The organism is Noviherbaspirillum sp. L7-7A, assembly GCF_019052805.1.
In the GTDB taxonomy this organism is placed as follows: domain Bacteria; phylum Pseudomonadota; class Gammaproteobacteria; order Burkholderiales; family Burkholderiaceae_D; genus Noviherbaspirillum_A.
The window spans coordinates 2,058,993-2,084,448 of sequence record NZ_JAHQRJ010000001.1; the positions used below are offsets into that span (position 1 = coordinate 2,058,993).

The 25,456-nt window shown below is 58.0% G+C and carries 23 protein-coding genes and 2 tRNA genes; 11 read left to right on the forward strand and 14 right to left on the reverse strand.

Translation table 11 applies throughout. The features are described 5' to 3' along the window. Window positions 1–117 precede the first annotated feature (117 nt). Both KTQ42_RS09400 and KTQ42_RS09405 read left to right on the forward strand, forming a co-directional pair. Window positions 118–1,428, forward strand: a complete 1,311-nt coding sequence (locus tag KTQ42_RS09400) for an O-acetylhomoserine aminocarboxypropyltransferase (RefSeq protein WP_217345268.1) — start codon at window positions 118–120, stop codon at window positions 1,426–1,428. Between the two features lies 1 nt (window position 1,429). Then, the gene (locus KTQ42_RS09405; RefSeq protein ID WP_217345269.1) at window positions 1,430–2,248 is read left to right on the forward strand and encodes an alpha/beta hydrolase; all 819 of its coding nucleotides are present in this window, start codon (window positions 1,430–1,432) and stop codon (window positions 2,246–2,248) included. Here the strand turns inward: KTQ42_RS09405 and KTQ42_RS09410 are convergent. Beyond that, window positions 2,245–3,525: a YihY family inner membrane protein gene (locus KTQ42_RS09410; RefSeq protein WP_217345270.1), complete on the reverse strand. Its 1,281-nt coding sequence runs from the start codon at window positions 3,523–3,525 to the stop codon at window positions 2,245–2,247. The two genes, KTQ42_RS09405 and KTQ42_RS09410, sit on opposite strands and share 4 nt — an antisense overlap. A gap of 46 nt (window positions 3,526–3,571) precedes the next feature. Between KTQ42_RS09410 and wrbA the strand changes: the two genes are divergently transcribed. The 6 genes from wrbA (at window position 3,572) to KTQ42_RS09440 (ending at window position 8,456) form a co-directional block, all read left to right on the forward strand. Next, window positions 3,572–4,180 carry an NAD(P)H:quinone oxidoreductase gene (gene wrbA / locus KTQ42_RS09415; RefSeq protein WP_217345271.1) on the forward strand — a complete coding sequence of 203 codons (609 nt, stop codon included), beginning with the start codon at window positions 3,572–3,574 and terminating at the stop codon, window positions 4,178–4,180. Further along, window positions 4,180–4,584, forward strand: a complete 405-nt coding sequence (locus tag KTQ42_RS09420; protein ID WP_217346887.1) for a DUF2069 domain-containing protein — start codon at window positions 4,180–4,182, stop codon at window positions 4,582–4,584. The genes wrbA and KTQ42_RS09420 overlap by 1 nt, the downstream gene beginning before the upstream one ends. Further along, window positions 4,577–5,983: an FAD-binding oxidoreductase gene (locus KTQ42_RS09425; protein ID WP_217345272.1), complete on the forward strand. Its 1,407-nt coding sequence runs from the start codon at window positions 4,577–4,579 to the stop codon at window positions 5,981–5,983. The genes KTQ42_RS09420 and KTQ42_RS09425 overlap by 8 nt, the downstream gene beginning before the upstream one ends. Before the next feature lie 40 nt (window positions 5,984–6,023). Beyond that, a complete protein-coding gene (locus KTQ42_RS09430; protein ID WP_217345273.1) occupies window positions 6,024–6,437 on the forward strand; it encodes a hypothetical protein in 414 nt (137 codons plus the stop codon). Window positions 6,438–6,701: 264 nt separating this feature from the next. Further along, complete coding sequence (locus KTQ42_RS09435) at window positions 6,702–7,154, forward strand: CesT family type III secretion system chaperone (protein ID WP_217345274.1); 453 nt, start codon at window positions 6,702–6,704, stop codon at window positions 7,152–7,154. A 36-nt stretch (window positions 7,155–7,190) separates the two neighbouring features. Then, window positions 7,191–8,456 (forward strand): glutamate cyclase domain-containing protein, encoded by a 1,266-nt coding sequence (locus KTQ42_RS09440; RefSeq protein ID WP_217345275.1) that lies wholly within the window; start codon window positions 7,191–7,193, stop codon window positions 8,454–8,456. Window positions 8,457–8,946: 490 nt separating this feature from the next. On the opposite strand, the gene KTQ42_RS09445 is transcribed toward KTQ42_RS09440, so the two are convergent. The 6 genes from KTQ42_RS09445 to KTQ42_RS09470 form a co-directional block, all read right to left on the reverse strand. Next, window positions 8,947–9,023 (reverse strand) — tRNA-Arg (locus KTQ42_RS09445). A gap of 67 nt (window positions 9,024–9,090) precedes the next feature. Beyond that, window positions 9,091–9,167, reverse strand: a tRNA-Pro gene (locus KTQ42_RS09450). Window positions 9,168–9,226: 59 nt separating this feature from the next. Then, window positions 9,227–10,564 carry a phosphoglucosamine mutase gene (gene glmM / locus KTQ42_RS09455; RefSeq protein ID WP_217345276.1) on the reverse strand — a complete coding sequence of 446 codons (1,338 nt, stop codon included), beginning with the start codon at window positions 10,562–10,564 and terminating at the stop codon, window positions 9,227–9,229. A gap of 26 nt (window positions 10,565–10,590) precedes the next feature. After that, complete coding sequence (gene folP, locus KTQ42_RS09460) at window positions 10,591–11,427, reverse strand: dihydropteroate synthase (protein WP_217346888.1); 837 nt, start codon at window positions 11,425–11,427, stop codon at window positions 10,591–10,593. Between the two features lie 85 nt (window positions 11,428–11,512). Then, entirely contained in the window at window positions 11,513–13,393 is a 1,881-nt protein-coding gene (ftsH, locus tag KTQ42_RS09465; protein ID WP_217345277.1) for an ATP-dependent zinc metalloprotease FtsH, read from the reverse strand. Between the two features lie 130 nt (window positions 13,394–13,523). Then, on the reverse strand, window positions 13,524–14,168 hold the full coding sequence (locus tag KTQ42_RS09470; protein ID WP_217345278.1) for an RlmE family RNA methyltransferase: 645 nt from the start codon (window positions 14,166–14,168) through the stop codon (window positions 13,524–13,526). Window positions 14,169–14,199: 31 nt separating this feature from the next. Between KTQ42_RS09470 and yhbY the strand changes: the two genes are divergently transcribed. Beyond that, window positions 14,200–14,673 (forward strand): ribosome assembly RNA-binding protein YhbY, encoded by a 474-nt coding sequence (gene yhbY, locus KTQ42_RS09475; RefSeq protein ID WP_217345279.1) that lies wholly within the window; start codon window positions 14,200–14,202, stop codon window positions 14,671–14,673. A 49-nt stretch (window positions 14,674–14,722) separates the two neighbouring features. On the opposite strand, the gene greA is transcribed toward yhbY, so the two are convergent. The 5 genes from greA to KTQ42_RS09500 all read right to left on the reverse strand — a co-directional run bounded on the left by greA (window position 14,723) and on the right by KTQ42_RS09500 (window position 21,291). After that, complete coding sequence (gene greA, locus KTQ42_RS09480; protein ID WP_194714012.1) at window positions 14,723–15,199, reverse strand: transcription elongation factor GreA; 477 nt, start codon at window positions 15,197–15,199, stop codon at window positions 14,723–14,725. A gap of 108 nt (window positions 15,200–15,307) precedes the next feature. Beyond that, window positions 15,308–18,538 carry a carbamoyl-phosphate synthase large subunit gene (carB, locus tag KTQ42_RS09485; protein WP_217345280.1) on the reverse strand — a complete coding sequence of 1,077 codons (3,231 nt, stop codon included), beginning with the start codon at window positions 18,536–18,538 and terminating at the stop codon, window positions 15,308–15,310. Beyond that, a complete protein-coding gene (carA, locus tag KTQ42_RS09490; RefSeq protein WP_217345281.1) occupies window positions 18,531–19,685 on the reverse strand; it encodes a glutamine-hydrolyzing carbamoyl-phosphate synthase small subunit in 1,155 nt (384 codons plus the stop codon). Before carA ends, carB begins: the two co-directional genes overlap by 8 nt. Window positions 19,686–19,940: 255 nt before the next feature. After that, entirely contained in the window at window positions 19,941–20,348 is a 408-nt protein-coding gene (locus KTQ42_RS09495; RefSeq protein WP_194714009.1) for a heme-binding protein, read from the reverse strand. A gap of 34 nt (window positions 20,349–20,382) precedes the next feature. Beyond that, entirely contained in the window at window positions 20,383–21,291 is a 909-nt protein-coding gene (locus tag KTQ42_RS09500) for a response regulator (protein WP_217345282.1), read from the reverse strand. Between the two features lie 224 nt (window positions 21,292–21,515). Between KTQ42_RS09500 and KTQ42_RS09505 the strand changes: the two genes are divergently transcribed. Further along, window positions 21,516–21,974, forward strand: a complete 459-nt coding sequence (locus tag KTQ42_RS09505; RefSeq protein WP_249222902.1) for a C40 family peptidase — start codon at window positions 21,516–21,518, stop codon at window positions 21,972–21,974. Here the strand turns inward: KTQ42_RS09505 and KTQ42_RS09510 are convergent. After that, window positions 21,952–22,893: a patatin-like phospholipase family protein gene (locus KTQ42_RS09510; RefSeq protein WP_217345284.1), complete on the reverse strand. Its 942-nt coding sequence runs from the start codon at window positions 22,891–22,893 to the stop codon at window positions 21,952–21,954. The genes KTQ42_RS09505 and KTQ42_RS09510 overlap by 23 nt on opposite strands. A 155-nt stretch (window positions 22,894–23,048) precedes the next feature. On the opposite strand from KTQ42_RS09510, the gene KTQ42_RS09515 reads away from it, so the two are divergent. After that, the gene (locus KTQ42_RS09515; RefSeq protein WP_217345285.1) at window positions 23,049–24,086 is read left to right on the forward strand and encodes a Fe(3+) ABC transporter substrate-binding protein; all 1,038 of its coding nucleotides are present in this window, start codon (window positions 23,049–23,051) and stop codon (window positions 24,084–24,086) included. 45 nt (window positions 24,087–24,131) lie between these two features. On the opposite strand, the gene phoR is transcribed toward KTQ42_RS09515, so the two are convergent. Next, complete coding sequence (phoR, locus tag KTQ42_RS09520) at window positions 24,132–25,448, reverse strand: phosphate regulon sensor histidine kinase PhoR (protein WP_217345286.1); 1,317 nt, start codon at window positions 25,446–25,448, stop codon at window positions 24,132–24,134. Between the last annotated feature and the right edge of the window lie 8 nt (window positions 25,449–25,456).

The window sequence follows — 25,456 nt, forward strand, 5'->3', positions numbered from 1 at the left end:
CCCCAACCGTTATTGTTTTGCCTTCCGCAATGTAGCGTAACCGTCCTGAAAAATCCAGCGCACGCCCGTGCGGCAACTGCTACGATGCCCGGCAATAATCAAGGAGAGAGACCAGCCATGAGCGACCCCAGATACCCCGGCTTCGACACGCTGGCGCTGCATGCCGGCGCCGCGCCCGACCCCGCCACCGGCGCCCGCGCCACCCCGATCTACCTGACCACGTCCTACGTCTTCAAGGACTCCGACCATGCCGCCGCGCTGTTCAACATGGAGCGCGCCGGCCATGTCTATTCACGCATCTCCAACCCGACCAATGCGGTACTGGAAGAACGCATCGCTGCGCTGGAAGGCGGCGTGGCCGGCATCGCGGTGGCCAGCGGCCAGGCGGCGATGCATCTGGGACTGGCCACCATCGCCGGCGCCGGCGCGCATGTGGTGGCATCGCGTGCGCTGTACGGCGGCTCGCAGAACCTGCTGGGCTACACGATGAAGCGCTTCGGCATAGCCACCACCTTCGTCGACCCGCGCGATATCGACGCCTGGCGCAATGCCATCCGGCCAAACACCAAGGTGCTGTTCGGCGAGACCCTGGGCAATCCCGGCCTGGATGTGCTGGACATTCCCCGGGTTGCCGAGGTCGCCCATGAACACCATTTGCCACTGATGGTGGACTCCACCTTCACCACCCCCTGGCTGCTCAAGCCCTTCGACCATGGGGCCGATCTGCTCTTCCATTCCGCCACCAAATTCCTGTGCGGACACGGCACCGCGGTTGGCGGCCTGCTGGTCGACGGCGGCACCTTTGACTGGCAGGCAGCGCATGACCGCACCGGCAACTTCCCGGAACTGTGCGAGCCCTATGATGGTTTCCACGGCATGGTGTTTTCCGAGGAGTCGACGGTGGCGCCGTTCGCGCTGCGCGCCCGGCGCGAGGGCCTGCGCGACTTCGGCGCGGTGATGAGCCCGCACAATGCCTTTGCCATCCTGCAGGGCATAGAGACCCTGCCGCTGCGCATGGAAAAGCATGTGGCCAATGCCCGCCGCGTGGTGGAATTCCTGGCTGCCCATCCGGCGGTGGAATCCGTGTCCTATCCTGAACTGCCGTCACACCCGGACCATGCGCTTGCAAAGCGGCTCCTGCCGCGCGGCTGCGGCGCCGTGTTTTCCTTCAGCATTCGCGGCGACCGCGCAGCAGGTCGCCGCTTTGTCGAGGCGCTGACCATCTTTTCTCACCTGGCCAATGTCGGCGACGCCAAGTCGCTGGTGATTCATCCTGCCTCCACTACCCATTTCCGGGTACCCGCCGAGCAGCTCGCCGCCTCCGGCATTACGGAAGGCACGATGCGCCTGTCGGTCGGCCTGGAAGATGCCGACGACCTGATCGAAGACTTGTCACGCGGCCTGAAGGCTGCGCAGAAAGGACGCTGAGATGAACCTTCAGATACAGGGAAAGAATGCCTACTGCTACACCGGCGGCAAGACCTTCAATCCGGCCCAGCCCAACGTCGTGTTCATCCACGGCGCGCAGTCTGACCATTCGGTATGGGGCTTGCAGACCCGTTACTTTGCGCACCACGGTTACAACGTGCTGGCCGTCGATCTGCCAGGCCATGGCCGCAGCGCCGGCCCGGCTCTGGGCAGCATTGAAGAGATCAGCGCCTGGCTGCTGGCGCTGCTCGACGCCGCCGGCATCGACAAGGCCATGCTGATCGGGCATAGCATGGGCTCGCTGGCCGCCCTGGAAACCGCGGGTGCCGCACCAGGCAGGGTCAGCAAGCTGGCGCTGGTTGGCACTGCCTATCCGATGAAGGTCTCCGATGCGCTTTTGAGCGCGGCCTGGGAAGAGGAGCAGCGTGCCATCGACATGGTCAACATCTGGTCGCACTCGACCATGTCAGCCAAGCCCTCCAGCCCGGGGCCAGGCTTCTCGGTAATGGAAGGTTCGCGGCGGCTGATGCAGCGCATGGCGCAGCGTGGGCCCGAACACCTGTTCCATACCGACTTTTCGGTGTGCAACAACTACGCGCATGGCGAAGCGGCTGCGCAAAAAGTCAGCTGCCCCACCCTGCTCCTGCTGGGCCAGCGCGACATGATGACGCCGCCGAAGGCCACCGCCGCACTGAAGCAGGCGTTAGCGCATGCGCGCACCGTCACCGTACCGGCCGCTGGCCACTCATTGATGGCAGAGCAGCCGGATGCAGTGCTGGACGCGCTATACGGTTTTGCCAGCGAAAAACAGCCAGCTTAGACAGGAACAGGAAGGGGATGCCGGCGAAAATAATCTGACAGCGTCTGCTGCAGCCCCTGCTCCACTGCATCCTCTACCGCCTGCGACAGCGGCATGCCGTCAGTCGCAGTGAAGACGAACAGCCGGTAGACATCGGCCAGCCGTAACTGATCCGGGTTGCCGAGCAAAGTCCAGCTGTCCAGCCCTTCGTTCTGCCGCTTGCCGAACTGCACGCGGCGGCGCACCGCTTCCTGCCGTATGCGCCCGACCCAGCCGGCTTCCAGCATCTGCTGCAGCAGCCGTTCCGACTCTTCGAAGCCAATGCGGGTGCGCATGCGCAACGTCGCCGCCGATACCGCAGCCGACTCGCCATGCCTGGCCTGATACAGCACGCCCAGCAGGGCGAGCGCATCGATGAACTCGCTGCCGGGTTGTGGCACGTGCCACCAGCGCTCGTAACGTACCACCGGCAAGGCCGCCGCCAGCGTCGCGCCCATCAGGGTAATGAGCCAGCCAAGATAGACCCACACCAAAAACAGCGGCATGGCGGCCAGCGTGCCATACAGCACGGTATAAGTAGGGAAGCTGGCGACGAACACAGCAAAGAGCCGCTTGGACAATTCAAATGCAATTGCCGCCAGCACGCCGCCGCAGGCGGCATCGCGCCAGTCGATCAGGCGGTTCGGCACTACCATGTACAGCAGCGTGAAAGCGCCAGCATTGAGTGAAAGCGACACTAGGGTATAGGCCAGAGCGCCCATCAGCGGCACCCTGAACACAACGCCATTGGTAGCGGCAAACAGGTACCCTGTCAGCGAAATGGACACGCCGATCAGCAACGGCCCCAGCGTGATGACTGCCCAGTAGGTCAGCACCCGCTGCGCGAACGGCCGCTTGGTCCGGACCCGCCAGATCCGGTTGAAGGTGCGGTCCACCGTGCCGACCATGGCCACCGCGGTGGCAATCAGGGCCACCGCACCCACGGCAGACAGCCGGGTTGCCTGGCTGGCGAACTGGTTCAGGTAGTTCAGGATGGTATTGGCGATCCCGCCCGGAATCAGGCTGCGCAGGAAATAGCTTTCCAGCGCGCGGCGGAAGGTGTCGAACAACGGAAACGTGGTGAAGACGGCCAACGCAATGGTCAGCACCGGCACCAGCGCCAGCACCGTGGTGAAGGTCAGGCTGCCGGCCACCTGGGGCAGGCGTTCTTCCTGCAGGCGGCGGCCGGCAAAGCGCAGCAGGTCACGTACCTGCACATTGGCGAATCCGGCGAAGAGGGATTGATCATCCGAGAGCATGCGCTGTGCGATTTTGTTATAGCCAAAGCGCCCTATAATACCAAGCATGACTCAGCGCACGCTTACCCTGTTGGTTCTCTACTATTCCCGTCATGGCGCAACCCGCAAGATGGCCGACCTGATCTGTCAGGGCATCGACAGCGTCGCAGGCTGCGAAGCCCGGCTGCGCACCGTGCCGGCGGTCTCGACGGTCACCCAGGCCAGTGCACCCGCCATACCCGACCATGGCCCGCCCTATGTCGAACTCGATGACCTGCGCGAATGCGACGGCCTGGCCCTGGGCTCGCCTACACGTTTCGGCAACATGGCGTCGGCCATGAAATATTTCTGGGATGGCACCAGCGCCGAATGGCTGGCAGGCACGCTGGTCGACAAGCCCGCATGTGTATTTACCTCAACGGGCAGCCTGCATGGCGGCCAGGAATCCACCCTGCTGTCGATGATGCTGCCGCTCATGCATCACGGCATGCTGATGCTGGGCCTGCCTTACACCCATCCTGAACTGATGACCACTGCCGGCGGCGGCACGCCCTATGGCGCCAGTCACTGGGCAGGCCTGAATGGCGATCGCCAGATCGGCGAGGATAGCCGTACCCTGACGATCGCACTCGGCCGCCGCCTGGCGCTCACCGCGTTGAAAATACGAGGCGCATGATGCAAAGTCCCGCCCAGAAAGGCTTTTACTTCGGCGCAGTAGGCAGCCTGGTTGTGCTGATCATTCTTTGCGCGCTATGGGAGACGGTGCTGGCGCCGCTGCGTCCCGGCGGCTCCTGGCTGGTGCTCAAGATCATCCCTTTGCTGCTGCCATTGCGCGGCATCATCAAGCGTGACATCTATACGCTGCAGTGGTCGTCAATGCTGATATTGATCTATCTGGCCGAAGGATCGGTGCGCGCCTATACCGACACCGGCATTTCCGCGTGGCTGGCCTATGGCGAGATTGCCCTGGTCGGCATTTTTTTCCTCTGCAGCCTGCTCTATCTGCGCCCGTATAAAAAGTCGGCAAAGATGCTGGCCCGGCAGGTCATCAAAAAAGCTTCGGAATCCGTGAATGAATAATTTTCTCGATCTGTGCCGCGCCGCCGTCGGTGCGCCTTATGTCATTACCAATGAGGCCGACATGGCCCCTTACCTTACCGACTGGCGCCGCCGCTTCACCGGCCGCGCGCAAGCCATATTGCGGCCCGGGTCGGTGGAGGAAGTCGCTGCCCTGGTAAAGCTATGCGGCGAAGCACGGGTGCCGGTGGTGCCGCAAGGCGGCAATACCGGCCTGGTGCTGGGCAGCGTGCCCGACGACAGCGGTCGTGAAGTCGTGATCTCCCTTGGCCGCATGAACCGCATTCGGGCGGTGGACGCCATCAACAACACCATGACGGTGGATGCTGGCTGCATCCTTGCCCAGATTCAGAATGCAGCAGCCGAGGCCGGCCGCCTGTTTCCGCTCTCGCTGGGAGCCGAAGGCAGTTGCACGATAGGCGGCAACCTGTCGACCAATGCCGGCGGCACCGGCGTTCTGCGTTACGGCAATACCCGCGAGCTGTGCCTTGGCCTGGAAGTGGTCACGCCACAGGGAGAAATATGGAATGGCCTGCGCGGATTGCGCAAGGACAACACTGGCTACGACCTGCGCGACCTGTTCATCGGCGCGGAAGGAACGCTAGGCATCATCACGGGCGCGGTGATCAAGATGTTTCCGCAACCAAAGGCGCAGCTGACGGCGCTGGCCGCCATGCAGACTACCGATAACGCCCTTGCCTTGCTGACTCTGGCGCAGCAGCGCTGCGGCCCCACCCTGACGGGCTTCGAACTGATGTCCCAGTTTTGCCTGGAACTTGTTGCGAAACACTACCCACAAATGCAGCTTCCGTTTCCGCAACCCTATCCACAGTATGTGCTGCTTGAATTGTCAGATAGCGAATCCGAAGAGCATGCAATGGAAACGCTGGAATCGCTTATCACCAGCGCGCTGGAAGAAGATGTCATACAGGATGCAGTGGTAGCAGGTTCGATTGCCCAATCGCGTGCGCTGTGGGATTTGCGTGAGCACATTACCTTGGCGCAAGCCGACGAAGGCAAGAATATCAAGCATGATGTTTCGGTGCCGATTTCCCGCATTGGCGAATTCATACGTGAAACCGATGCCCTGCTGGCCGAGCGATTTCCAGGTATCCGAATGGTTACATTTGGCCATCTGGGAGACGGGAACCTGCACTACAACGTCTCGCCGCCAGTTGGTGTACCAGCGGATGAATTCATCGACCGCCAGCATGAAGTCAATCAGGTCGTGCATGACAGCGTCCACAGTTACAACGGTTCAATTTCCGCCGAGCATGGCTTGGGTGCATTAAAGCGCGAGGAAATAAAGCAGTATAAATCCGACGTCGAAATGCGCCTGATGCGCACGATCAAGCAGGCACTGGACCCGCTTCAGCTGATGAACCCGGGAAAGGTCTTATAAACGCACAAGTGAGGTAACTATGCGGTCAAGGCTAATGCTGTTGTCGATGATGATTGTTGCAGCACCTGCCTTGGCGATATACAAATGCGACACACCCGGAGGGATGCTTTACACCGACATTCCCTGTGCTGCTAAGCGGGTGGAGCTGCCGCCGCCGCCGGCAGGTTCAGACCCGGCAGCCGCCAGACGGCTTGCCCAAGACAACAGAAAGCAGCTTGCTATCATCGAAAAAGAAGAAGAGCATTCATTGAAAGAACGGCGTCGACAAAAAGCTGATCAAGAAAAGATCACAACTGCAGTAAAGAAGCGTTGCACCCTGCTTGGTCTGGAAAAGAAATGGAGCGCTGAAGACGCAGCGCTGTCCAGCCATCTGGTTTCGGAGAAATCTGAAACACTGAAACGTCATGCACGCCGAAAAGCTGAGCGTTTCGACGCTGAGTGCCAAACTAAGTAAAACGAATTCTTCATCCTGTCACTGCACAAGACCATCATCATCTTGATGGCCGAACTCCGGCAAGACAGTTCATACAAAGAACATCTTCTCGGAATTCCGCATTTAATTCCTCTCGACTCATCAAAATTCCATGAACCTTGTCGGAGTGGCAGTAACTTATGCGCCCGTAATCGTTCAAAAAGCTGAAAAAGCTTGCCTCCAAAGCACTAATGATCAGACCCGAGCATCATTTGTTTCGTTTTCTCACCGGTTTTAGGAAAATCGATGGAACAGGAATTTCGGCAATTGATTGACGAATTTTGTGCTCTCACTGGCCTGGAAGAACCTGACGCCATTGCAGAGGGTACGTCGTTCAATGTCGATGAGGTGGAGTGTGCCATCATTCACCAGAATCATATTACGCCAGAAGCCATCTATTGCTATATCGATTTTGGTCTTCCCCCGGGACATCAGATTAATGCAGTGTATGACAACCTGTTAAAGGAAAACTACCTGCAATTCGCCACCACCAAAGCCAGCTTTTCCTTATCTCCTCATACCGGGCATGTCATCTTGGTGATAATCATTCAACTCGCCGAAGCAACAGGGAAAATGCTCGCTGAACAATTTTCTTATTATGCGCAGCGAGCACTGGCATGGCGAGAAAATTGTTTTCTTTTTGACGTTGATGCTGCAGACCCGGCATCAACGTATGACAACCGCATTCCTTACTCCTGACGAGTGAATTTTCTTTCCACTATTGAATGACAATCCATGGGGATAATAATGCTACGAACAATTTCGGCCAAAACCTTACACCCTACGCAGGACCAGTTGTTATCGTCTGCAAATAGGAAAGGCATAAAGAACCGCAAAAGATCTTATTTATCCCGACGTAATTTAATAGAAGAAAAAAACACGAATCTAGAACAGCCAAAAGTTAATTATTCCAATCGCCACCTTAATTTGCTTAATATCCGCGCAAGGACTCAGGGCACAACGCCGCTTCCAAACTTCTCTCCTCCACTGTTCGTAAACATAGAGCAATCTAAACAAGTATTCTCCAAAGCGACATGGAACCGAATGAATTTGATAACACCTCTGCTCATGTCGTTCCAGGCACGTGGCATCGGGAATTTTGTACGTCATTCAGGGGCAGGAAACTTTAATACAGCTGTTCACGCCTTACTTCAGGCCAACAGAGTCTTGCTTTGTACCGGCTTTAATGTGGCGGAAAACATGCCGGAAACAGATGGCCCTCTGGGAACGGCTCTTCTTGCCTATGCATGTTTTCGCGCCGACAAATATGTTGTGTTGGTCGCGGACCAACACAATGCCCGTTTAGTGAGGACGCAGTTATCTGTGCTCGACGCGGCATGCCTAAAAAATGTGGTAATTGAAGAAGTCAGGGCCAGTAGCCAAGCACCTTCCGGTTTATGGGAAAACGTACTTGACAGGCATCAGCCTGACGCTGTCGTACACACCGAAGTGCCCGGACGGAATAAGGATGGCAAATATCTTAATATGCGCGGAATAGAAATTAGCGACTTCAACGCCGCATTGGATAGCATTGCTGATCTGGCAAACGCACGAGGTCTAAATACGATCAGCGTCGGTGACGGTGGCAATGAAGCCGGAATGGGTAACATAAAAGGTATTCCAAAAGCGCTCAATGGGGAGGAAATGCAGGCTGTAATTCCGGCTGCGCATCAAGTTATCGCATGGAACTCAAATCTTGGCGCGATTGCAATGGGGGAATTTATTATGTCTGCCGCTGGGAAAGGCCCAAGCTGCGATGAGAAACAATTTGCAAAACTGTTAGAAGCACTCTTCCTGAAAGGTGCAGTTGACGGCGTTACCCGTGGCAAAAACATCGATGAGAAGGTGGAAAATTCTGCTTCCCCGGGGCATTACGGTTTTACATGTGTTGATGGGGCACGCAGTGCAGTGCATCTTGGGAACCTGTTACAGGTGCAAGACATAGCGCACAACGTTCCGCTAATCTTTCCGGCAAACACAAGCAAAAAAAATACTTTATAAAATCATTGCTGCCATCTTGAATAATAAAGCAGCGCGGCCATTTCTTAAAAATCGAACGAAAAAATACAGCCACATTAAAAAATTTACATTCCCGTGCATTTTAGATAAAAGGAAATTTAAAACCACATATTTGTTCTATCAAATTTGTAGAAATAGCTTGAGATTAAATGGTTTTTAAACTGACCAATTTATCGGACTATCAGCATTTTAAAATAAGCCAATACTGACGCGATAAACCGCATCATGGTTTCCAAAAAATTGCTTATTACAATTGAACGACGAATTGCATTCAACCGACAGATATGGGTCGGCAAAGCTTTCATTAATTGAAAAGTGGGAAGTGTATAAAGCTCAATGAAATGAACAAAAAGCTTTGTGGCCTCCATACTGAGTCACCAGAAGCAATGATTGCAGCACAGAGTGGCGTGCTTCCAAGAAAGCACGTGGGAGGCGGGAATTGATCAGTATAGAGGAATAGCACACTGCGGGCTGGCCTGCCCAGAGGGATTCGAACCCCCGACCCTCGGCTTAGAAGGCCGATGCTCTATCCAACTGAGCTATGGGCAGCAAGAACGGCGTTGTAATGCAGCTAGAATTGAAAACGGGCTGTCCAAAGACAGCCCGTTCATATTACTGGTCGGAGTACAAGGATTCGAACCTTGGACCCCCTGGTCCCAAACCAGGTGCGCTACCGGGCTGCGCCACACTCCGAGAAGCGAAACTATACAACATCAAACGCAGTCGGTCAATTTCCCGTTGAAATCTCTTTTTCAGAACGGGACGCGGCTAGCGATGCGTTTCGCCATTTTTTCAGCTGCTTCTGCATATTTGGCCTCGACCATTACGCGGATCAAGGGCTCTGTGCCGGACGGGCGAATTAGTACCCTGCCTTCATCGCCCAACTCGCCCTCCACCCGTTCTTTCTCCAACAGAATGGCATCGTTCTTTTGCCAGTCGAATCCAGGCTGCACCTTCACATTGATCAGGCTTTGTGGATACATGTCGATATCTGCAGTACATGCAGCCAGGGAATTACCGCAGCGCTTGAGTGCAGACAGCACCTGCAAGGCAGAGACGATACCATCACCAGTCGTATGTTTATCCAGGAAAAGCAGGTGGCCAGAACCCTCGCCGCCAATTTGCCATCCCTTTTCCTGCAGTACTTCCAGAACATAGCGGTCGCCTACTTTAGCGCGTGCAAAACTAACTCCCATCCGTTTGAACGCGACTTCCAATGCCATATTCGTCATCAGAGTGCCTACTACACCAGGAATATGGCCGGTCGCCATGCGATCCTTGACCATGATGTAAAGCAGTTCATCACCGTTATATATGCGGCCCGTATTATCGACCATCAACAGGCGATCAGCATCCCCGTCCAGAGCAATGCCAATGTCCGCCTCATGTTCGCGCACTGCCTTTGCCAGGTTTTGCGGCGCGGTTGCGCCGTGCTTGTCATTGATGTTCAAGCCATTAGGCTGGTTGCCAATCGCAACCACTTCTGCGCCCAGCTCATGAAATACGTCAGGTGCGATATGGTAGGCAGCGCCATGCGCACAATCGACGACAAGCTTCAGGCCCCGCAGGTCCAGCTCGTTAGGGAAGGTACTCTTGCAGAATTCGATGTAGCGTCCTCTGGCATCATCAAGGCGCTTAGCGCGACCAAGTTTTTCCGAGGAAACGCATCCCATCGGTTCTTCTAATTCGGCCTCGATGGCGAGTTCTACTTCATCAGGCAATTTGTTTCCGTTTGCGGAGAAAAATTTGATGCCATTGTCATGGAATGGGTTATGCGAGGCGGAAATAACCACGCCGGCGGAAAGACGTAGCGCTCTCGTCAGATAGGCGACAGCGGGCGTTGGCAGTGGCCCGCCAAGCATCACATCAACACCGGCCGCAGCAAAACCGGCCTCAAGCGCGGCTTCCAGCATATAGCCGGAAATGCGGGTGTCCTTGCCTATCAAAACGACTGGACGGCCGGTTGACGCTTTCGCTTGCGCCAAAACCTTGCCTGCGGCATAACCGAGACGCATGACAAAATCCGCTGTAATTGGTGCCTGCCCAACCAAACCGCGCACACCATCGGTGCCAAAATATTTTCTTTTCATAAATAACCCAAGTTAACTTCCAGAAATTACGTCAGCGCGCGCCAAACCTTGAGTGCATCGACTGTTGCAGCCACATCATGTACACGCACAATATCTGCGCCACGCGCCGCAGCGCACAAGGCCGCTGCCACGCTTCCCGCCAGTCGTTCCTGAACTGGCTTACCGGTGAGCTGCCCTATCATGGATTTACGAGAAACCCCGACCAGGAGGGGCATGTCCAATTCTTCCTTAATGAAAGCAAGATTTCTGAAAAGGCCCAGGTTATGTTCAAGATTTTTTCCGAATCCGAACCCTGGATCAATGCAGATTCGCTGACGGCTCACGCCATGCTCTTGCAGTCGAGAGGCTGCCGACCGCAGAAAAACACCGACTTCTTCCACCACGTTTTCATAATGTGGTGCGATCTGCATGTCTTCCGGATTGTTCTGCATGTGCATGACGCACAGTCCGCAATCACTTTCAGCCACTGCTTCCACTGCATCAGGCGTACGAAAGCCGTTCACATCGTTAATCATGTCCGCGCCAGCCAGCAGAGCTTCACGCATAACCTTCGGGTTACGAGTGTCTACCGAAATCGGCCTGCCGCAGTCGCGCAGGGCGTAAAGCACTGGCAGCAGTCGATTCAATTCTTCCCCATCCGGCAATGGCATGACACCTGGACGTGTCGACTCGGCACCTATGTCGATGATGTCCGCACCTTCAGCAATCATCTGTTCTGCACGATCAATAGCGCTTTCCAGCCGTTGAAATGCGCCGCCGTCAGAAAAAGAGTCAGGGGTAATGTTAAGGATTCCCATTACCAAAGGACGTAAGGCTTGGTTAAAAGACAAGTCATAACGCCCGCAATGCATGGTTCCTCGCATGGCTTTCCACAAAAAAACAAAGGTGAGGATTTTACTCCCCACCTCCTATCTCAACAGTTTTAAGGCAACAAGTTTTAGAGGTAACTCAAGCCGGTGCTGTAGCGGTCGGCGCTACGCCGCCACCGCTATCCGTTGGCTTCTTGACAGGGATACCAGCTTTCGGGGGACGTGGTTCACGGCCTTCCATGATGTCGTTGATCTGATCCGCATCGATGGTTTCCCAATCGAGCAATGTATTGGCCATTAACTCGACCTTAGCCTTGTTTTCTTCAAGCAACCGACGCGACAAGGCATATTGCTGGTCCAGAATACTGCGAATCTCCTGGTCAACCTTCTGTTGCGTTGCTTCCGATACCGTCTTGGCTGACATACGGCCAAAATAATTGTCCTGCTCGGCATCCTCGTACACCATGGTACCCAGCGTTTCGGACATGCCATAACGCGTCACCATCGCACGTGCCAACTTGGTTGCCCGCTCGAAGTCGTTCGATGCGCCGGTTGACATTTGATGCATGAAGATTTCTTCGGCAATACGGCCGGCGAACAGGATGGCAATTTCCTCGAGCATCTTGTCCTTGTACATGTTCACGCGATCATGCTCAGGCAGTTGCCAGGTAAGGCCAAGGGCAAAGCCACGCGGCATGATGGTGACCTTATGCACCGGATCGGCTTTCGGCAGAAGTTTTGCGACTACTGCATGGCCCGACTCGTGGAAAGCGGTGTTGCGCCGTTCTTCCTCACGCATTACTGCAGACTTGCGCTCCGGACCCATCACGATCTTGTCCTTGGCATCCTCGAAGTCCTGCATTTCCACCAGGCGCTTGCTCCGACGGGCTGCAAACAGCGCGGCCTCATTGACCAGGTTGGCCAGGTCAGCGCCGGAAAATCCAGGTGTACCACGGGCCAGCAGGTCAGCCTTGACGTCAGGCGCGATTGGCACCTTGCGCATGTGAACATAGAGAATCTGCTCTCGGCCACGGATATCGGGCAGACCGACAACCACCTGCCTGTCGAAACGACCAGGACGCAGCAGGGCCTTGTCCAGCACGTCTGCGCGGTTGGTGGCGGCAATGACGATTACGCCAGCATTCGCTTCGAAGCCATCCATTTCAACCAGCAACTGGTTCAATGTCTGTTCACGCTCGTCGTTTCCACCACCCATGCCGGCACCGCGATGACGACCAACTGCGTCGATTTCATCGATGAAGATGATGCAGGGAGAATGCTTCTTTGCGTTCTCGAACATGTCACGAACGCGGGAGGCGCCTACACCAACGAACATTTCCACAAAATCGGAGCCGGAAATGGTGAAGAACGGAACCTTAGCTTCACCGGCAATGGCTCGCGCGAGAAGCGTCTTACCAGTACCCGGTGGGCCAACCATCAGCACACCACGTGGGATACGACCGCCGAGCTTCTGGAACTTGGTCGGATCACGCAGGAAATCAACCAGTTCCTGCACTTCTTCCTTGGCTTCGTCGCAACCGGCAACATCGGCGAAAGTAACTGCATTGCTGTTTTCATCCAGCATCCGCGCCTTGGATTTGCCAAAGGAAAATGCACCGCCCTTGCCACCGCCCTGCATCTGGCGCATGAAAAATACCCATACGCCGATAAGCAACAGCATCGGGAACCAGGAGATGAAGACCTGCGACAGGAAGGAAGGCGGTTCAGGCTGCTTGACGTCGAATTTGACGTCATTGTTGACCAGATCACCAATCAGACCGCGATCAAGATTGGTGACGGTGGCCTTGATCTTCTTGCCGTCGGACGTGGTCGCAATGATGGTGCGATCTTCAATGGTCGCTTCCTTGATGCGCTTGGCCTTTACCTCATCAAGGAAATCCGAGTAAGGAATCGGCGTTGCCCCGCCAGCCAGGCCGCGATCGTCGAACTGTTTGAAAACAGTAAATAGGACCAGCGCGATCACCACCCAGATGGCGGCTTTGGAAAACATGTTGTTCACTAGAACTCCTTGGACTCAGATTGGCCCTCTATGCGTCCGCAAATTCTACCCGCATTAAAGGCCGCTTACTAGGCAAGATATCAGGCCGAATATCTGCTTAATCAAGGACTAAAAGAAGCGATTTAGCGGTTTAAAGCGGGTTTTTTAACGATTTACCAAGCAAGAAGATTTCTGACGATTTATCGCGGCTGGCTTTCGGCTTCTTCTGGATGACGGTTTTGAATTCCTGTCTGAACTTTTCGACCAGTTGACTGAAACCGGTGCCATTGAAACATTTGACGAGCAAGGAGCCGGAAGGTTTCATGTGTGCACGAGCAAACTCGATTGCCAGATCGATAATGTGTTCCACTCTCGCGGCGTCTGCAATTGCGATGCCTGACAGGTTAGGCGCCATATCGGAAAGCACCAGGTCCACCTTTCTGCCGGCGAGTATGACCTCGAGTTTCGCCAGGACACTTTCCTCGCGGAAGTCGCCCAGGATGAAATGGACATCCGCAATAGGCTCCATTGGCAGCATATCGAGACCGATAATGGTGCCGTTAATGCCCCCATTTTCAGCGCCCGACAGTTTCTGGCGGACATATTGCGACCAGCTGCCTGGTGTGCTGCCGAGGTCGACAATGATCTGGCCGGGACGGATCAGCTTTTCACTTTCATCGATCTCCTTGAGCTTATATGCGGCGCGCGCGCGATAGCCTTCTTTCTGGGCCAGCTTCACATAGGGGTCGTTTATGTGATCGTGCAGCCAGTTTTTGTTTAATTTGTTCTTTGCCATTCGCGTAGAATACTGCTTTTAAAGGATTTTTATGCTGAAACTCACCCCCGCAGAGCGTAGCGAACTGCGCTCACAGGCCCACGGACTCAACCCAGTCGTACTCATCGGGGAAGCCGGTCTGACGCCGGCAGTCACGAAGGAAATTGACGCTGCATTGAATGCGCATGGCCTGATCAAGGTCAGGGTATTCGGCGACGACCGTGAGGCGCGCGTCGGCATGTATGAAACCATTTGCTCGGAACTTGGCGCAGCGCCGGTACAGCATATTGGCAAGCTGCTGGTGTTGTTCCGTCCAAGGAAGGAAGAAGAAAAACAGCGTCAGGAGAAAAAGGGCCGGGGCATGCGCGAGGTGACAATCGTCAAACCCAGCGCCAGTGGCACCAAGCGCCCTTCTGTCACGCGTGTTCTTCTCAAAGGAAATGAACGTGTAACCGCCGGCGGCAACATCAAGCGCGCCAAGGCGCGCCAGACAAGCCAGAAAAAATCGTCGCTCGGCGGAAATTGAGCGGTGATCCTAGAAAGCGCCGCCGATACATGCGCGGCGCTCACCACTGTTATATATAGCGTACTTCCAGAACTTCATATTCGCGGATGCCGGCAGGCGCCTGCACTTCCACCACATCGCCAGCCGACTTGCCGATCAGCGCACGAGCGATAGGCGAAGTAATGGATACCTTCTTGTCCTTCAGGTCAGCTTCGTCGACGCCGACGATCTGATAAGTCACCTCTTCCCCGCTCTCCAGATCTTCCAGACGCACTGTCGAACCGAACACGATACGGCCATCCGCATCCAGCAATGCCGGGTCGATGATTTGCGCGGCGCTCAGCTTGCCTTCCAGGTCGGCAATGCGTCCTTCGATAAAGCTCTGCCGCTCCTTGGCGGCATCATATTCAGCGTTTTCGGACAGGTCGCCTTGCGCCCTGGCTTCTGCGATGGCGTTGATGACAGCGGGACGGTCCTTGGACTTCAGGCGGGCCAGTTCTTCCTTCAGAAGTTCTGCGCCGTGTTTCGTGATTGGAACTGAGCTCATATTTTGACGTATAGAAATGAAAACCACAGAGGCCACAAAGACGATTCCCCGGCGAACCGGGGAATGCTGTGCGTTGTGGCCTCTGTGGCCCGGGATTGAATCGATGGGTTAGTTTAAGGTGTTATGCAGCCCTTGTAAATCATAGGCATGCAGTTCATCCAGATGCGCCATGCCCTCGACTGCGGCTTCGGCACCGGCAATCGTGGTGTAGGTGGTCACCCTCGCTGCCAGCGCGGACGTGCGGATTGCGCGGGAATCGGTGATCGCATTGCGCTTTTCCTCGACCGTGTTGACCACCAGAGCGATTTCCTGATTCTTGATCATGTCAACGATGTGCGGACGGCCTTCGGCCACCTTGTTAACCACGTCGACCGGAATGCCGGCGGCGCTGATGGCCGCTGCCGTTCCCTTGGTCGCAACGATGGAGAAACCGATGTTGACCAGGTCACGCGCCACCTGCACTGCGCGCGGCTTGTCGCTCGCCTTCACGCTCAGGAACACCTTGCCGGAACTCGGCAGGCGGATGCTGGCGCCCATCTGCGACTTCACAAAGGCCTCGCCGAAGGTCTTGCCCACGCCCATGACTTCGCCGGTCGACTTCATTTCCGGTCCGAGGATGGTATCCACGCCCGGGAATTTCACGAACGGGAATACCGCTTCCTTGACGCTGAAGTAAGGCGGCACCACTTCGTTCATGATACCCTGGCTGTCGAGCGACTGGCCGACCATGCAGCGCGCCGCGATCTTGGCCAGTTGCAGGCCCGTCGCCTTGGACACATAAGGCACAGTGCGGGATGCGCGCGGGTTGACTTCCAGCACATACACCACATCCTGCATCTGTCCGTCGACTTCCTTTTGCTGGATCGCGAACTGCACATTCATCAGGCCGACCACGTTCAGGCCCTTGGCCATCAGCGCGGTCTGGCGCTTCAGTTCATCGATGGTGGCTTGCGACAGCGAGTAAGGCGGCAGCGAGCAGGCGGAGTCGCCCGAGTGCACGCCGGCCTGCTCGATGTGCTCCATCACGCCGCCGATGAAGGTGCGCTTGCCGTCGGACAGGCAGTCGACGTCCACTTCGATGGCATCGTTCAGGAAGCGGTCCAGCAGCACCGGCGAATCATGCGAGACCTTGACCGCTTCGCGCATGTAGCGCTCGAGGTCGCGCTGTTCATGCACGATTTCCATCGCGCGGCCGCCCAGCACGTAGGACGGGCGAACCACCAGCGGGTAACCGATTTCCTGCGCCAGGCGCAGCGCGTCTTCCTCGGTGCGCGCAGTGCGGTTGGGCGGCTGGCGCAGCTCCAGGTCCTGCAGCAGCTTCTGGAAACGCTCACGGTCTTCGGCTGCGTCGATCATGTCGGGCGAGGTGCCGACGATGGGCACGCCATTGGCCTCCAGGTCCAGCGCCAGTTTCAGCGGCGTCTGGCCGCCGTACTGAACGATCACGCCGTAGGGCTTTTCCTTGTCGACGATTTCCAGCACGTCTTCCAGCGTCAGCGGCTCGAAGTACAGGCGGTCGGAGGTGTCATAGTCGGTCGACACGGTTTCCGGGTTGCAGTTGACCATGATGGTTTCATAACCATCCTCGCGCATTGCCAGCGCCGCGTGCACGCAGCAATAGTCGAACTCGATGCCCTGGCCGATGCGGTTGGGGCCGCCACCGAGCACCATGATCTTCTTGCGGTCGGTCGGACGCGATTCGCACTCTTCCTCATAGGTCGAGTACATGTAGGCGGTATCGGTGTCGAACTCGCCGGCGCAGGTGTCGACGCGCTTGTAGACCGGACGGATATTGAGCGCGCGACGCTTCTCGCGCACGGCCTTGTCGGTGGTCTTCAGCAGCTTGGCCAGGCGGCGGTCGGCGAAGCCCTTGCGCTTGAGCTGGAACAGCACATCCTTGCTCAGGCCTTCCAGCGTCTGGGTTTCCAGCCACAGTTCGATGTCGACGATTTCCTTGATCTGAGCCAGGAACCATGGGTCGATATGGGTCAGCTGTTGCACTTCTTCCAGGGTGAAGCCCTGGGCGAAGGCGTCGCCGACGTACCAGATGCGGTCCGGGCCAGGCTCGCCAAGCTCTTCCTCGATCACTTCGCGGTCGGTGGTCTTTTCATTCATGCCATCGACGCCGACTTCCAGGCCGCGCAGCGCTTTCTGGAAGGATTCCTGGAAGGTGCGGCCAATAGCCATCACCTCGCCCACCGATTTCATCTGGGTGGTCAGGTGGTTGTCGGCCTGCGGGAATTTCTCGAACGCAAAGCGCGGGATCTTGGTGACCACGTAATCGATGCTGGGCTCGAACGACGCCGGGGTCGCGCCGCCGGTGATTTCGTTACGCAGCTCGTCGAGCGTGAAGCCGACCGCCAGCTTGGCAGCGACCTTGGCGATCGGGAAACCGGTTGCCTTCGATGCCAGCGCCGAGGAACGGGACACGCGCGGATTCATTTCGATCACGATCATCCGGCCATCTTTCGGATTGATCGAGAACTGCACGTTGGAGCCGCCGGTGTCGACGCCGATTTCACGCAGCACCGCCAGCGAGGCGTTACGCATGATCTGGTATTCCTTGTCGGTCAGGGTTTGCGCCGGCGCCACGGTAATGGAGTCGCCGGTATGCACGCCCATCGGATCCAGGTTTTCGATGGAGCAGACGATGATGCAGTTGTCCGCCTTGTCGCGAACCACTTCCATCTCGTACTCTTTCCAGCCGATCAGGGATTCTTCGATCAACAGTTCATTGGTCGGCGAGGCTTCCAGGCCGCGCTTGCAGATGGCTTCGAATTCCTCGGCATTGTAGGCAATGCCGCCGCCGCTGCCGCCCATGGTGAAGGACGGGCGGATGATGACCGGGAAGCCGACATCCTTCTGCACCGTCCAGGCCTCGTCCAGGCTGTGGGCAATGCCGGAACGGGCGGAACCCAGGCCGATCTTGGTCATGGCCTGCTTGAACTTGGAACGGTCTTCCGCCTTGTCGATGGCTTCCGGCGACGCGCCGATCAGTTCGCACTTGTATTTGCCGAGCACGCCGTGGCGATGCAGGTCCAGCGCGCAGTTCAGCGCAGTCTGGCCGCCCATGGTCGGCAGGATCGCGTCGGGACGCTCCTTGTCGATGATGCGCTCCACCATCTGCCAGGTGATCGGCTCGATGTAGGTGACGTCGGCCATTTCCGGGTCGGTCATGATGGTCGCCGGATTGCTGTTGACCAGAATGACGCGGTAACCCTCTTCGCGCAGCGCCTTGCAGGCCTGTGCGCCGGAATAGTCGAATTCGCAAGCCTGGCCGATGACGATCGGGCCGGCGCCTATGATCAGGATGCTTTTAATGTCGTTGCGCTTAGGCATGTTTCAGTTTCTCCATCATCGCAACGAAGCGATCAAACAAGGGGGCAATGTCCATCGGACCGGGCGACGCTTCGGGATGGCCCTGGAAGCAGAAGGCTGGCTTGTCGGTGCGCTCGAAGCCCTGCAGCGAGTTGTCGAACAGCGATACATGCGTGACGCGGCAGTTGGCCGGCAGGGTTGCCTGATCGACTGCGAAGCCGTGGTTCTGGGAGGTAATCATCACCTTGCCGCTGTCGAGGTCCTGGACCGGATGGTTGGCGCCATGGTGGCCGAACTTCATCTTCAGGGTCTTGGCACCGGATGCCAGCGCCATCAGCTGATGGCCAAGGCAGATGCCGAAGGTCGGGATGCCGCGCTCGATCAGTTCCTTGCTGGCCTTGATCGCATAGTCGCAGGGCTCCGGGTCGCCGGGGCCGTTGGACAGGAAAATGCCGTCCGGCTTCAGCGCCATGGCCTCTTCCGCAGTGGCCTGGGCGGGCAGCACGGTGACCTTGCAGCCGCGCTCGGCGAGCATGCGCAGGATGTTGAACTTGACGCCGTAGTCGAAGGCAACCACGTGGTACTTCGGCGCTTCCTGCTTGCCGGCGCCCTCGCCCAGCTTCCATTCGGTTTCGGTCCAGACATAGGATTTCTTGGTCGACACGACCTTGGCCAGGTCCATGCCGGCCAGGCCGGGGAAGGAACGGGCCAGCGCCAGCGCGTCTTCGACGGTGGCGTCGGCGCCGGCCAGGATGGCGCCGTTCTGCGCGCCCTTTTCGCGCAGCAGGCGCGTCAGGCGGCGGGTGTCGATGCCGGCAATGCCGACCACGTTCTGTGATTTCAGGAAGTCCGACAGGGACTGGGTGGAGCGGAAATTGGATACGCGCAGCGGCAGGTCGCGGATGATCAGGCCGGCGGCGTGGATGCGGCTGGACTCGTTATCTTCCGGGTTGACGCCGGTGTTGCCGATATGCGGGTAGGTCAGCGTGACGATCTGGCTGTTGTAGCTGGGGTCGGTGATGATTTCCTGATAGCCGGTCATCGCGGTGTTGAACACGACTTCGCCTATGGTCTGGCCGGAAGCGCCGATCGACACGCCCCGGAAAATCGAGCCGTCTGCGAGCGCAAGGATGGCCGGTACTGGTTGGCCCTGGAAAAATGGCGGCAAGGGTAACTCCTGAGATGGTTACCGCCGCTGCGCTGGGCCTGAACACCGCCTGCACGCTGCTCCGCGTGACGACGCGAAGCACATGCAAGGGCTGGTTTCGGAACTGGGTGGAAGGTAGGCGCTACGGCGGAAAATATTTTGGCTAAACCCGGCGATTATAGCGCGTAACGATCCTCACAGGCAAATGGCTTTGCCTGTTTTACGGCGCGCCCGTGGCGCGCCGGAACACGATTTGCGGCTTGCCGCCGCGACGTTTCAAGCGTTCAGTGCGGCGATGCCCGCCTTGGCGATCTGCACATCTTCGGACGACTTGACGCCCGACACGCCCACTGCGCCGACGCACTGTCCGCCGATCATGATGGGAACACCGCCTTCGAGCAAGCCGTCGAGATTGGGAGCGGTGATGAAGGAGAAGCGGCCGTTGTTGATCATGTCTTCGTAGACCTTGGTCTCACGGCGTCCAAGGGCGGCGGTGCGGGCCTTGGAAGGGGCGATATGTGCGGAAATCGGAGCCGCATTGTCCAGGCGCTGCAGCCACAACAGGTTGCCGCCGTCGTCGACGACCGAAATCGTCACTGCCCAGTTGTTGGCCAGGGCTTCCGCTTCCGCGGCTGCTGCTATTTTTCGGACTTCTTCGAGGGTCAACACTTGCTTGGACTGCATCTCTGCTCCTTTAAAAAAGCACGATTGTACGATGTTATCCGGCGCTGGCGGCGGATTCTTCTTCAGGTCCGGCGACGCCCGACTTTCCGCTGGCAAGACCGGCCATGGCGCGCCGGCGCGCGGCATCCCATAACTCATGCAGCGACGGCGGCTGCCGGCCCGCATATTCCGCAAGGCTGGCATTGCCGCAGCACACCACCGCGCCAGCACCATGGCGCTCGCTGACCGCCTCGATTGCAGCGCGACACAGCCGGCCGGCAAAGCCGGGCAGAGAAGCCGGCTCGACATTGCTGGTGACGATGGTGAAGTCGGCATTGCCTGTCCGTGCGACCGCATCGGTCTGGCGCAGCGTCTGCCGCAACATCGCTTCCAGGTCGCGCCGCAAGCCGGCATGATCGACGCCTTCCGGCAAGGCCAGGCTCAGGCTAAGCAAGGCAAAGTTTTCCTGCTGGCGGATGGCGTAGCCCAGACGCCGCTCGGCGCCTGACTGGAGAACATAAGGGGACACGGTGGACGCTGCCTGACCCGATGCGGCACCGTGATCCGCGGCAGCCTCGTGTTCCCGCTGCGCAATAACCAGTTGTGCCAGCAAGTCCAGCCGTGAAACCAGCTTCATGGTGGCCATGCCCTTGGTAATCAGGTCGGTGGCGCCGGCCTCCCTGGCCAGCCGGCGCTCTTCCATCTCGTCGGCGCCCGAAACCACCACGACAGGCATGTCGCGCAGCCGCTGCGCCTTGGAAGCGCGCATGCGCCGCAACAGGCCGTAGCCGTCGAGCCGGGGCATGGTCAGGTCGGTGATGAGCAAGGCGATGTCCTCGTCGCGCAGCAAACTGTCCCAGGCCTCTTCGCCATCATGCGCTTCGGAAAACTCGAACAGGTCTCCGAGGTGTTTTGTCAGTGTGGCCCGCACGATGCGCGAGTCGTCCGCAATGAGCGCGCGCAACTTTCCATGCGATATTTTTTGTGAATTATCAGACAACATTGCCTCCCACTGGCCGAAACATTTAATTACTTTACTGCAATTTATCTTTGACAATCCCCATCGGCTTCGCTTACATTCGACGCCTTGCATGGTACAAGGCAGGAAGAATGACAGTCAAACGATCAAAATTTTCCACTTTGCTGCTTGCGCCAGCCCTGCTGGCGGCGACGTTTGCCGTCACGCCCATGGCCTGGAGCACGGAGTCGGTGCCCGCCGAGCGCAATGCGGCGCTGCATGCGCTGCATAACATCACTGACCGCGCTGGCGACCTCGCGATCCGTGCAATGTCGATGATCGGCATTCGCTACAAGTACGGCGGCAACAATCCGGAAAACGGCCTCGACTGCAGCGGTCTGGTGCGTTACGTGTTCAAGCAGGCCTGGGGCGCCGAACTACCGCGGACCGCCGAGGAAATAAGCCGCGTCGGCGACAATGTCGACAAGAACGACCTGCGGCCAGGCGACCTGGTGTTCTACAACACGCTGCGCCGCGGCTTCTCCCATGTGGGCATCTATCTGGGCGACAACAAATTTGTTCATTCGCCCGCCGCCGGCAGTTCCATCCGGATTGAAAGCATGGATCTGAGCTACTGGAAGAAGCGCTTCAACGGCGCCCGCAGGATCAACGATCCCGAGCAGAACTGATCGTCGCTGTTCCTTCCCGTTTCATTTTCAGTTTGGCCCGCAATTCTGGCATCACGCTGGCCGCGGCCTGCTCCCCGGCCAGAATCGCCAGATTCCTTCCGCTGAAATCGCTGCCCTTCATCGCGCCCAGACTGGGCGTGATCACGATGTCCGCATCCTTCATTTCCAGCCGGTTGATGGTCTGCCCCATGATGGCAAATGTTTGCAGCACCACGTCCAGGCTGCTGGTGGAAGGCTGGGCATCCGGATCGGCCGAGATATTGACGGCGATGACAAAGTCGGCGCCCATTTCACGGGCGTAACGCACCGGCACCGGAGCGACCAGGCCGCCATCGACATAACTTTTATCGCCGATCTTTACTGGCTGGAACACGCCTGGCACAGATGACGATGCCCGCACCGCCATGCCTGCATTGCCACGCTGAAACAGGATGGGCTTGCCATTCTGCAGGTCGGTTGCGACGGCGCCGAAGGAAATCGGGAATTTCTCTATGGGCGCATTGCGCACAGCGCGATTGATATAGCGCTGGATCGCTTCCCCTTTCAGCACGCCGGGGCTCTTGGCAAACAGCGGCACGGCCCAGTCGGAAATGGCCGCCTCGTCCATCTCGAGCGCCATGCGATTGAGCTTGAAGCCGTTATTGCCAGCGGCATACAGTGCACCGACCACGCTGCCGGCGCTGGTGCCAACCACGATGTCGGGCACGATGCCCTGGGCTTCCAGCGCCTTGATGACGCCGATATGCGCGAAACCGCGGGCGGCGCCGCCGCCAAGCGCCAGGCCGATGCGCACCGGGTGCAGCGCGGCCGGTGGCGTCTGCGGCGTGGCGACAGGTTCAGGTGCAGGGGTCTTGGTCGTGCCACAGGCGGTCAGCAGGACGAGAACGCCTGGAAGCAGGCGCTTTAAAAACGTTAGCATAAGGAAACTTGGCTTGAGGGAAAAACGAACCACGGATTGTAGCGGAAGTTCCCGTTGAAAAGCGCATGCGCCAATTGAGAATGATTCACATTTGCACCCATTTTGCTATACTTGCCCGGGTTTTAACTTTATTAACTTGCCAGGATGCCTACGTGATGAAACTTGCCTTCCGCCTGACCCTGATCGCTGCCTCGCTTGCCGTCACCCATGCCAGCTTTGCCCAGGAAAACGTGCTGAATCTGTATTCGGCACGTCACTATCAGACTGATGAACTGCTGTATGAGAACTTCACCAAGCAGACCGGCATCAAGATCAACCGGATCGAGGCGGACGATAACCAGTTGCTGGAGCGCCTGAAGAGCGAAGGCAAGAACAGCCCGGCGGACGTGATCCTGATGGTGGATGCAGCCCGTCTGTGGCGGGCGGAAGCGGATGGCCTGTTCCAGCCGGTCAAGTCGGCTGTACTGGAGTCACGCATTCCCGCCAACCTGCGCGCGTCTGATGAAGGCAAGGGACCGGAATGGTTTGGTTTTTCCACGCGCGCCCGCATCATCGTCTACAACAAGGTTGCCGTCGAGAAGAAGGATGTGTCGACCTACGAATCCCTGGCTGACCCGAAGAACAAGGGCAAGGTATGCACCCGCTCCGGCTCGCATCCCTACATGCTGTCCATGATAGGCGCCATGATCGAGCGTAACGGCGAAGCGGCAACCGAGACCTGGGCCAAGGGCATGGTCAACAACTTTGCCCGCCCGCCACGCGGCGGCGACACCGACCAGATCAAGGGCGTGGCCACCGGCGAATGCGGCGTGGCGCTGGCCAATACTTACTACTATGTGCGCATGCTGCGTTCGACCAAGCCGGAAGACAAGGACATGGTCAACAAGATCGGCTTTGTCTGGCCGAACCAGGAAAGCTCGGGCACCCATGTGAACGTGTCCGGCGGCGGCGTGGCGCGCAATGCGCCGCATCGCGAAGCCGCGGTAAAGTTCCTTGAATACCTGTCCAGCGACGAGGCGCAGGCCTACTTCGCCAACGGCAACAATGAATGGCCGGCGGTGCAGTCTGCCGTGGTAAAGAATCCGGCCCTGGACGCGCTGGGCAAGTTCAAGATGGAAAATGTGCCGGTTGCCGCAATGGGCAAGAACCAGGCAACTGCACAGAAGATCCTCGACAAGGCCGGCTACAAGTGAGCTCCTCTACGCTGCTGCACTGCTGCACTGCTGCACTGCAGCGTCCTAGTCGCTGGTTTCCAGCTGCGGCGTAGCGACAATGGCGCTGCGCATTGGAAAACGCGCGGTGAAGGTGCTGCCCTGATCCGGCGTCGAATCGATGTCAAGTTGGGCGCCATGGCGCAGCAGCACATGCTTGACGATCGCAAGGCCAAGGCCGGTGCCGCGGGTTTCCCGCGACCGGCTCTTGTCGACGCGGTAGAAACGCTCGGTCAGGCGGCCTATGTGTTCCGGCCGTATGCCGATGCCGCTGTCGGACACGGCGAACCGCGGCCCGTCCTCCCCCATCCGCCAGCTCAGCTCGATGCGTCCGCCATCCGGCGTATAACGCACCGCATTCGATGCCAGGTTGCCAAAGGCGCTGCGCAACTCCTCAAGGCTGCCGCTGATGTCCGGCCCGTCCGTTTCCAGCGTGATCGCATGACGCCCCCCGGACAATGCCTGCGCCTCCTGATACACCTGCTCCATCAGCGCCGCCATGCGCACCGGCTCGGGCCTTAGCGGGTATTCGACCGACTCCAGCCGGGTCAGCGCAAGCATGTCTTCCACCAGGTTCTGCATGCGCCTGCCCTGCTCCGCCATCAGCTTCAGATGGGCCTGCCGGGTTTCCTTGTCGAGGCCGGCATCGGCCTGGGCGATTTCCAGGAAGCCGTTGATCACCGTCAGCGGCGTGCGCAGCTCATGCGATGCATTGGCAATGAAGTCGCGCCGCATGCGCTCGATGCGCTCGGACTCGGTGGCGTCATGCGTCACCAGGATCTGGCGCCGGTTTTCAAACGGGATGATATGGACGATCAGCTTGCGTTCCCGCAGCGACAGCGTCAGCGGCTGTTCATAGCGGCCGAGGATCAGGTAGTCGATGAAGTGCGGGCTGCGGATCAGGTTGGTCACGCGCATGCCCTTGTCGCGCTCGTTGGACAGGCCAAGGTGCTGTTCGGCGGCCGGATTGCACCACTCCAGGAATAGCACGTCGTCCATGATCACCACGCCATCCGGCAACAGGCTCATCGCCTGCCGGAACCGAGTCAGCCACTCGTTGAGCTGATGGCGGTTGTGCTCGTCTTCCCGGCGCAGCTTGTAGAGCCTGGAAAAGATGTCGGTCCAGATGCCCGACGCATCGGATAGGCGGCTGTCCGGGTTGTCCAGCCACAGCGACAGCCGCCACAGGTAGCTCAGCTGCAGAATGACCAGCGCACAGACTGCAATCAGCGCCGCAACCAAACCCACGGTCTTCCCGAAAAAATAGCCGGGCACCACCGCGGCAAGCAGGATCAGCGCAAGGCGCAGCAGGGTCGGCACCCAGAACAGCATCTTCGGACTCATCGTGGCCG

Excerpts from the sequence above, each read along its gene's own strand:
- KTQ42_RS09400 (WP_217345268.1), top strand. The coding sequence starts at position 118 with ATGAGCGACCCCAGATACCCCGGCTTCGACACGCTGGCGCTGCATGCC.
- KTQ42_RS09405 (WP_217345269.1), top strand. The coding sequence starts at position 1,430 with ATGAACCTTCAGATACAGGGAAAGAATGCCTACTGCTACACCGGCGGC.
- KTQ42_RS09410 (WP_217345270.1), bottom strand. The coding sequence starts at position 3,525 with ATGCTCTCGGATGATCAATCCCTCTTCGCCGGATTCGCCAATGTGCAG.
- wrbA (WP_217345271.1), top strand. The coding sequence starts at position 3,572 with ATGACTCAGCGCACGCTTACCCTGTTGGTTCTCTACTATTCCCGTCAT.
- KTQ42_RS09420 (WP_217346887.1), top strand. The coding sequence starts at position 4,180 with ATGCAAAGTCCCGCCCAGAAAGGCTTTTACTTCGGCGCAGTAGGCAGC.
- KTQ42_RS09425 (WP_217345272.1), top strand. The coding sequence starts at position 4,577 with ATGAATAATTTTCTCGATCTGTGCCGCGCCGCCGTCGGTGCGCCTTAT.
- KTQ42_RS09435 (WP_217345274.1), top strand. The coding sequence starts at position 6,702 with ATGGAACAGGAATTTCGGCAATTGATTGACGAATTTTGTGCTCTCACT.
- KTQ42_RS09440 (WP_217345275.1), top strand. The coding sequence starts at position 7,191 with ATGGGGATAATAATGCTACGAACAATTTCGGCCAAAACCTTACACCCT.
- glmM (WP_217345276.1), bottom strand. The coding sequence starts at position 10,564 with ATGAAAAGAAAATATTTTGGCACCGATGGTGTGCGCGGTTTGGTTGGG.
- folP (WP_217346888.1), bottom strand. The coding sequence starts at position 11,427 with ATGCGAGGAACCATGCATTGCGGGCGTTATGACTTGTCTTTTAACCAA.
- KTQ42_RS09470 (WP_217345278.1), bottom strand. The coding sequence starts at position 14,168 with ATGGCAAAGAACAAATTAAACAAAAACTGGCTGCACGATCACATAAAC.
- yhbY (WP_217345279.1), top strand. The coding sequence starts at position 14,200 with ATGCTGAAACTCACCCCCGCAGAGCGTAGCGAACTGCGCTCACAGGCC.
- greA (WP_194714012.1), bottom strand. The coding sequence starts at position 15,199 with ATGAGCTCAGTTCCAATCACGAAACACGGCGCAGAACTTCTGAAGGAA.
- carB (WP_217345280.1), bottom strand. The coding sequence starts at position 18,538 with ATGCCTAAGCGCAACGACATTAAAAGCATCCTGATCATAGGCGCCGGC.
- KTQ42_RS09495 (WP_194714009.1), bottom strand. The coding sequence starts at position 20,348 with ATGCAGTCCAAGCAAGTGTTGACCCTCGAAGAAGTCCGAAAAATAGCA.
- KTQ42_RS09505 (WP_249222902.1), top strand. The coding sequence starts at position 21,516 with ATGGCCTGGAGCACGGAGTCGGTGCCCGCCGAGCGCAATGCGGCGCTG.
- KTQ42_RS09510 (WP_217345284.1), bottom strand. The coding sequence starts at position 22,893 with ATGCTAACGTTTTTAAAGCGCCTGCTTCCAGGCGTTCTCGTCCTGCTG.
- KTQ42_RS09515 (WP_217345285.1), top strand. The coding sequence starts at position 23,049 with ATGAAACTTGCCTTCCGCCTGACCCTGATCGCTGCCTCGCTTGCCGTC.
- phoR (WP_217345286.1), bottom strand. The coding sequence starts at position 25,448 with ATGAGTCCGAAGATGCTGTTCTGGGTGCCGACCCTGCTGCGCCTTGCG.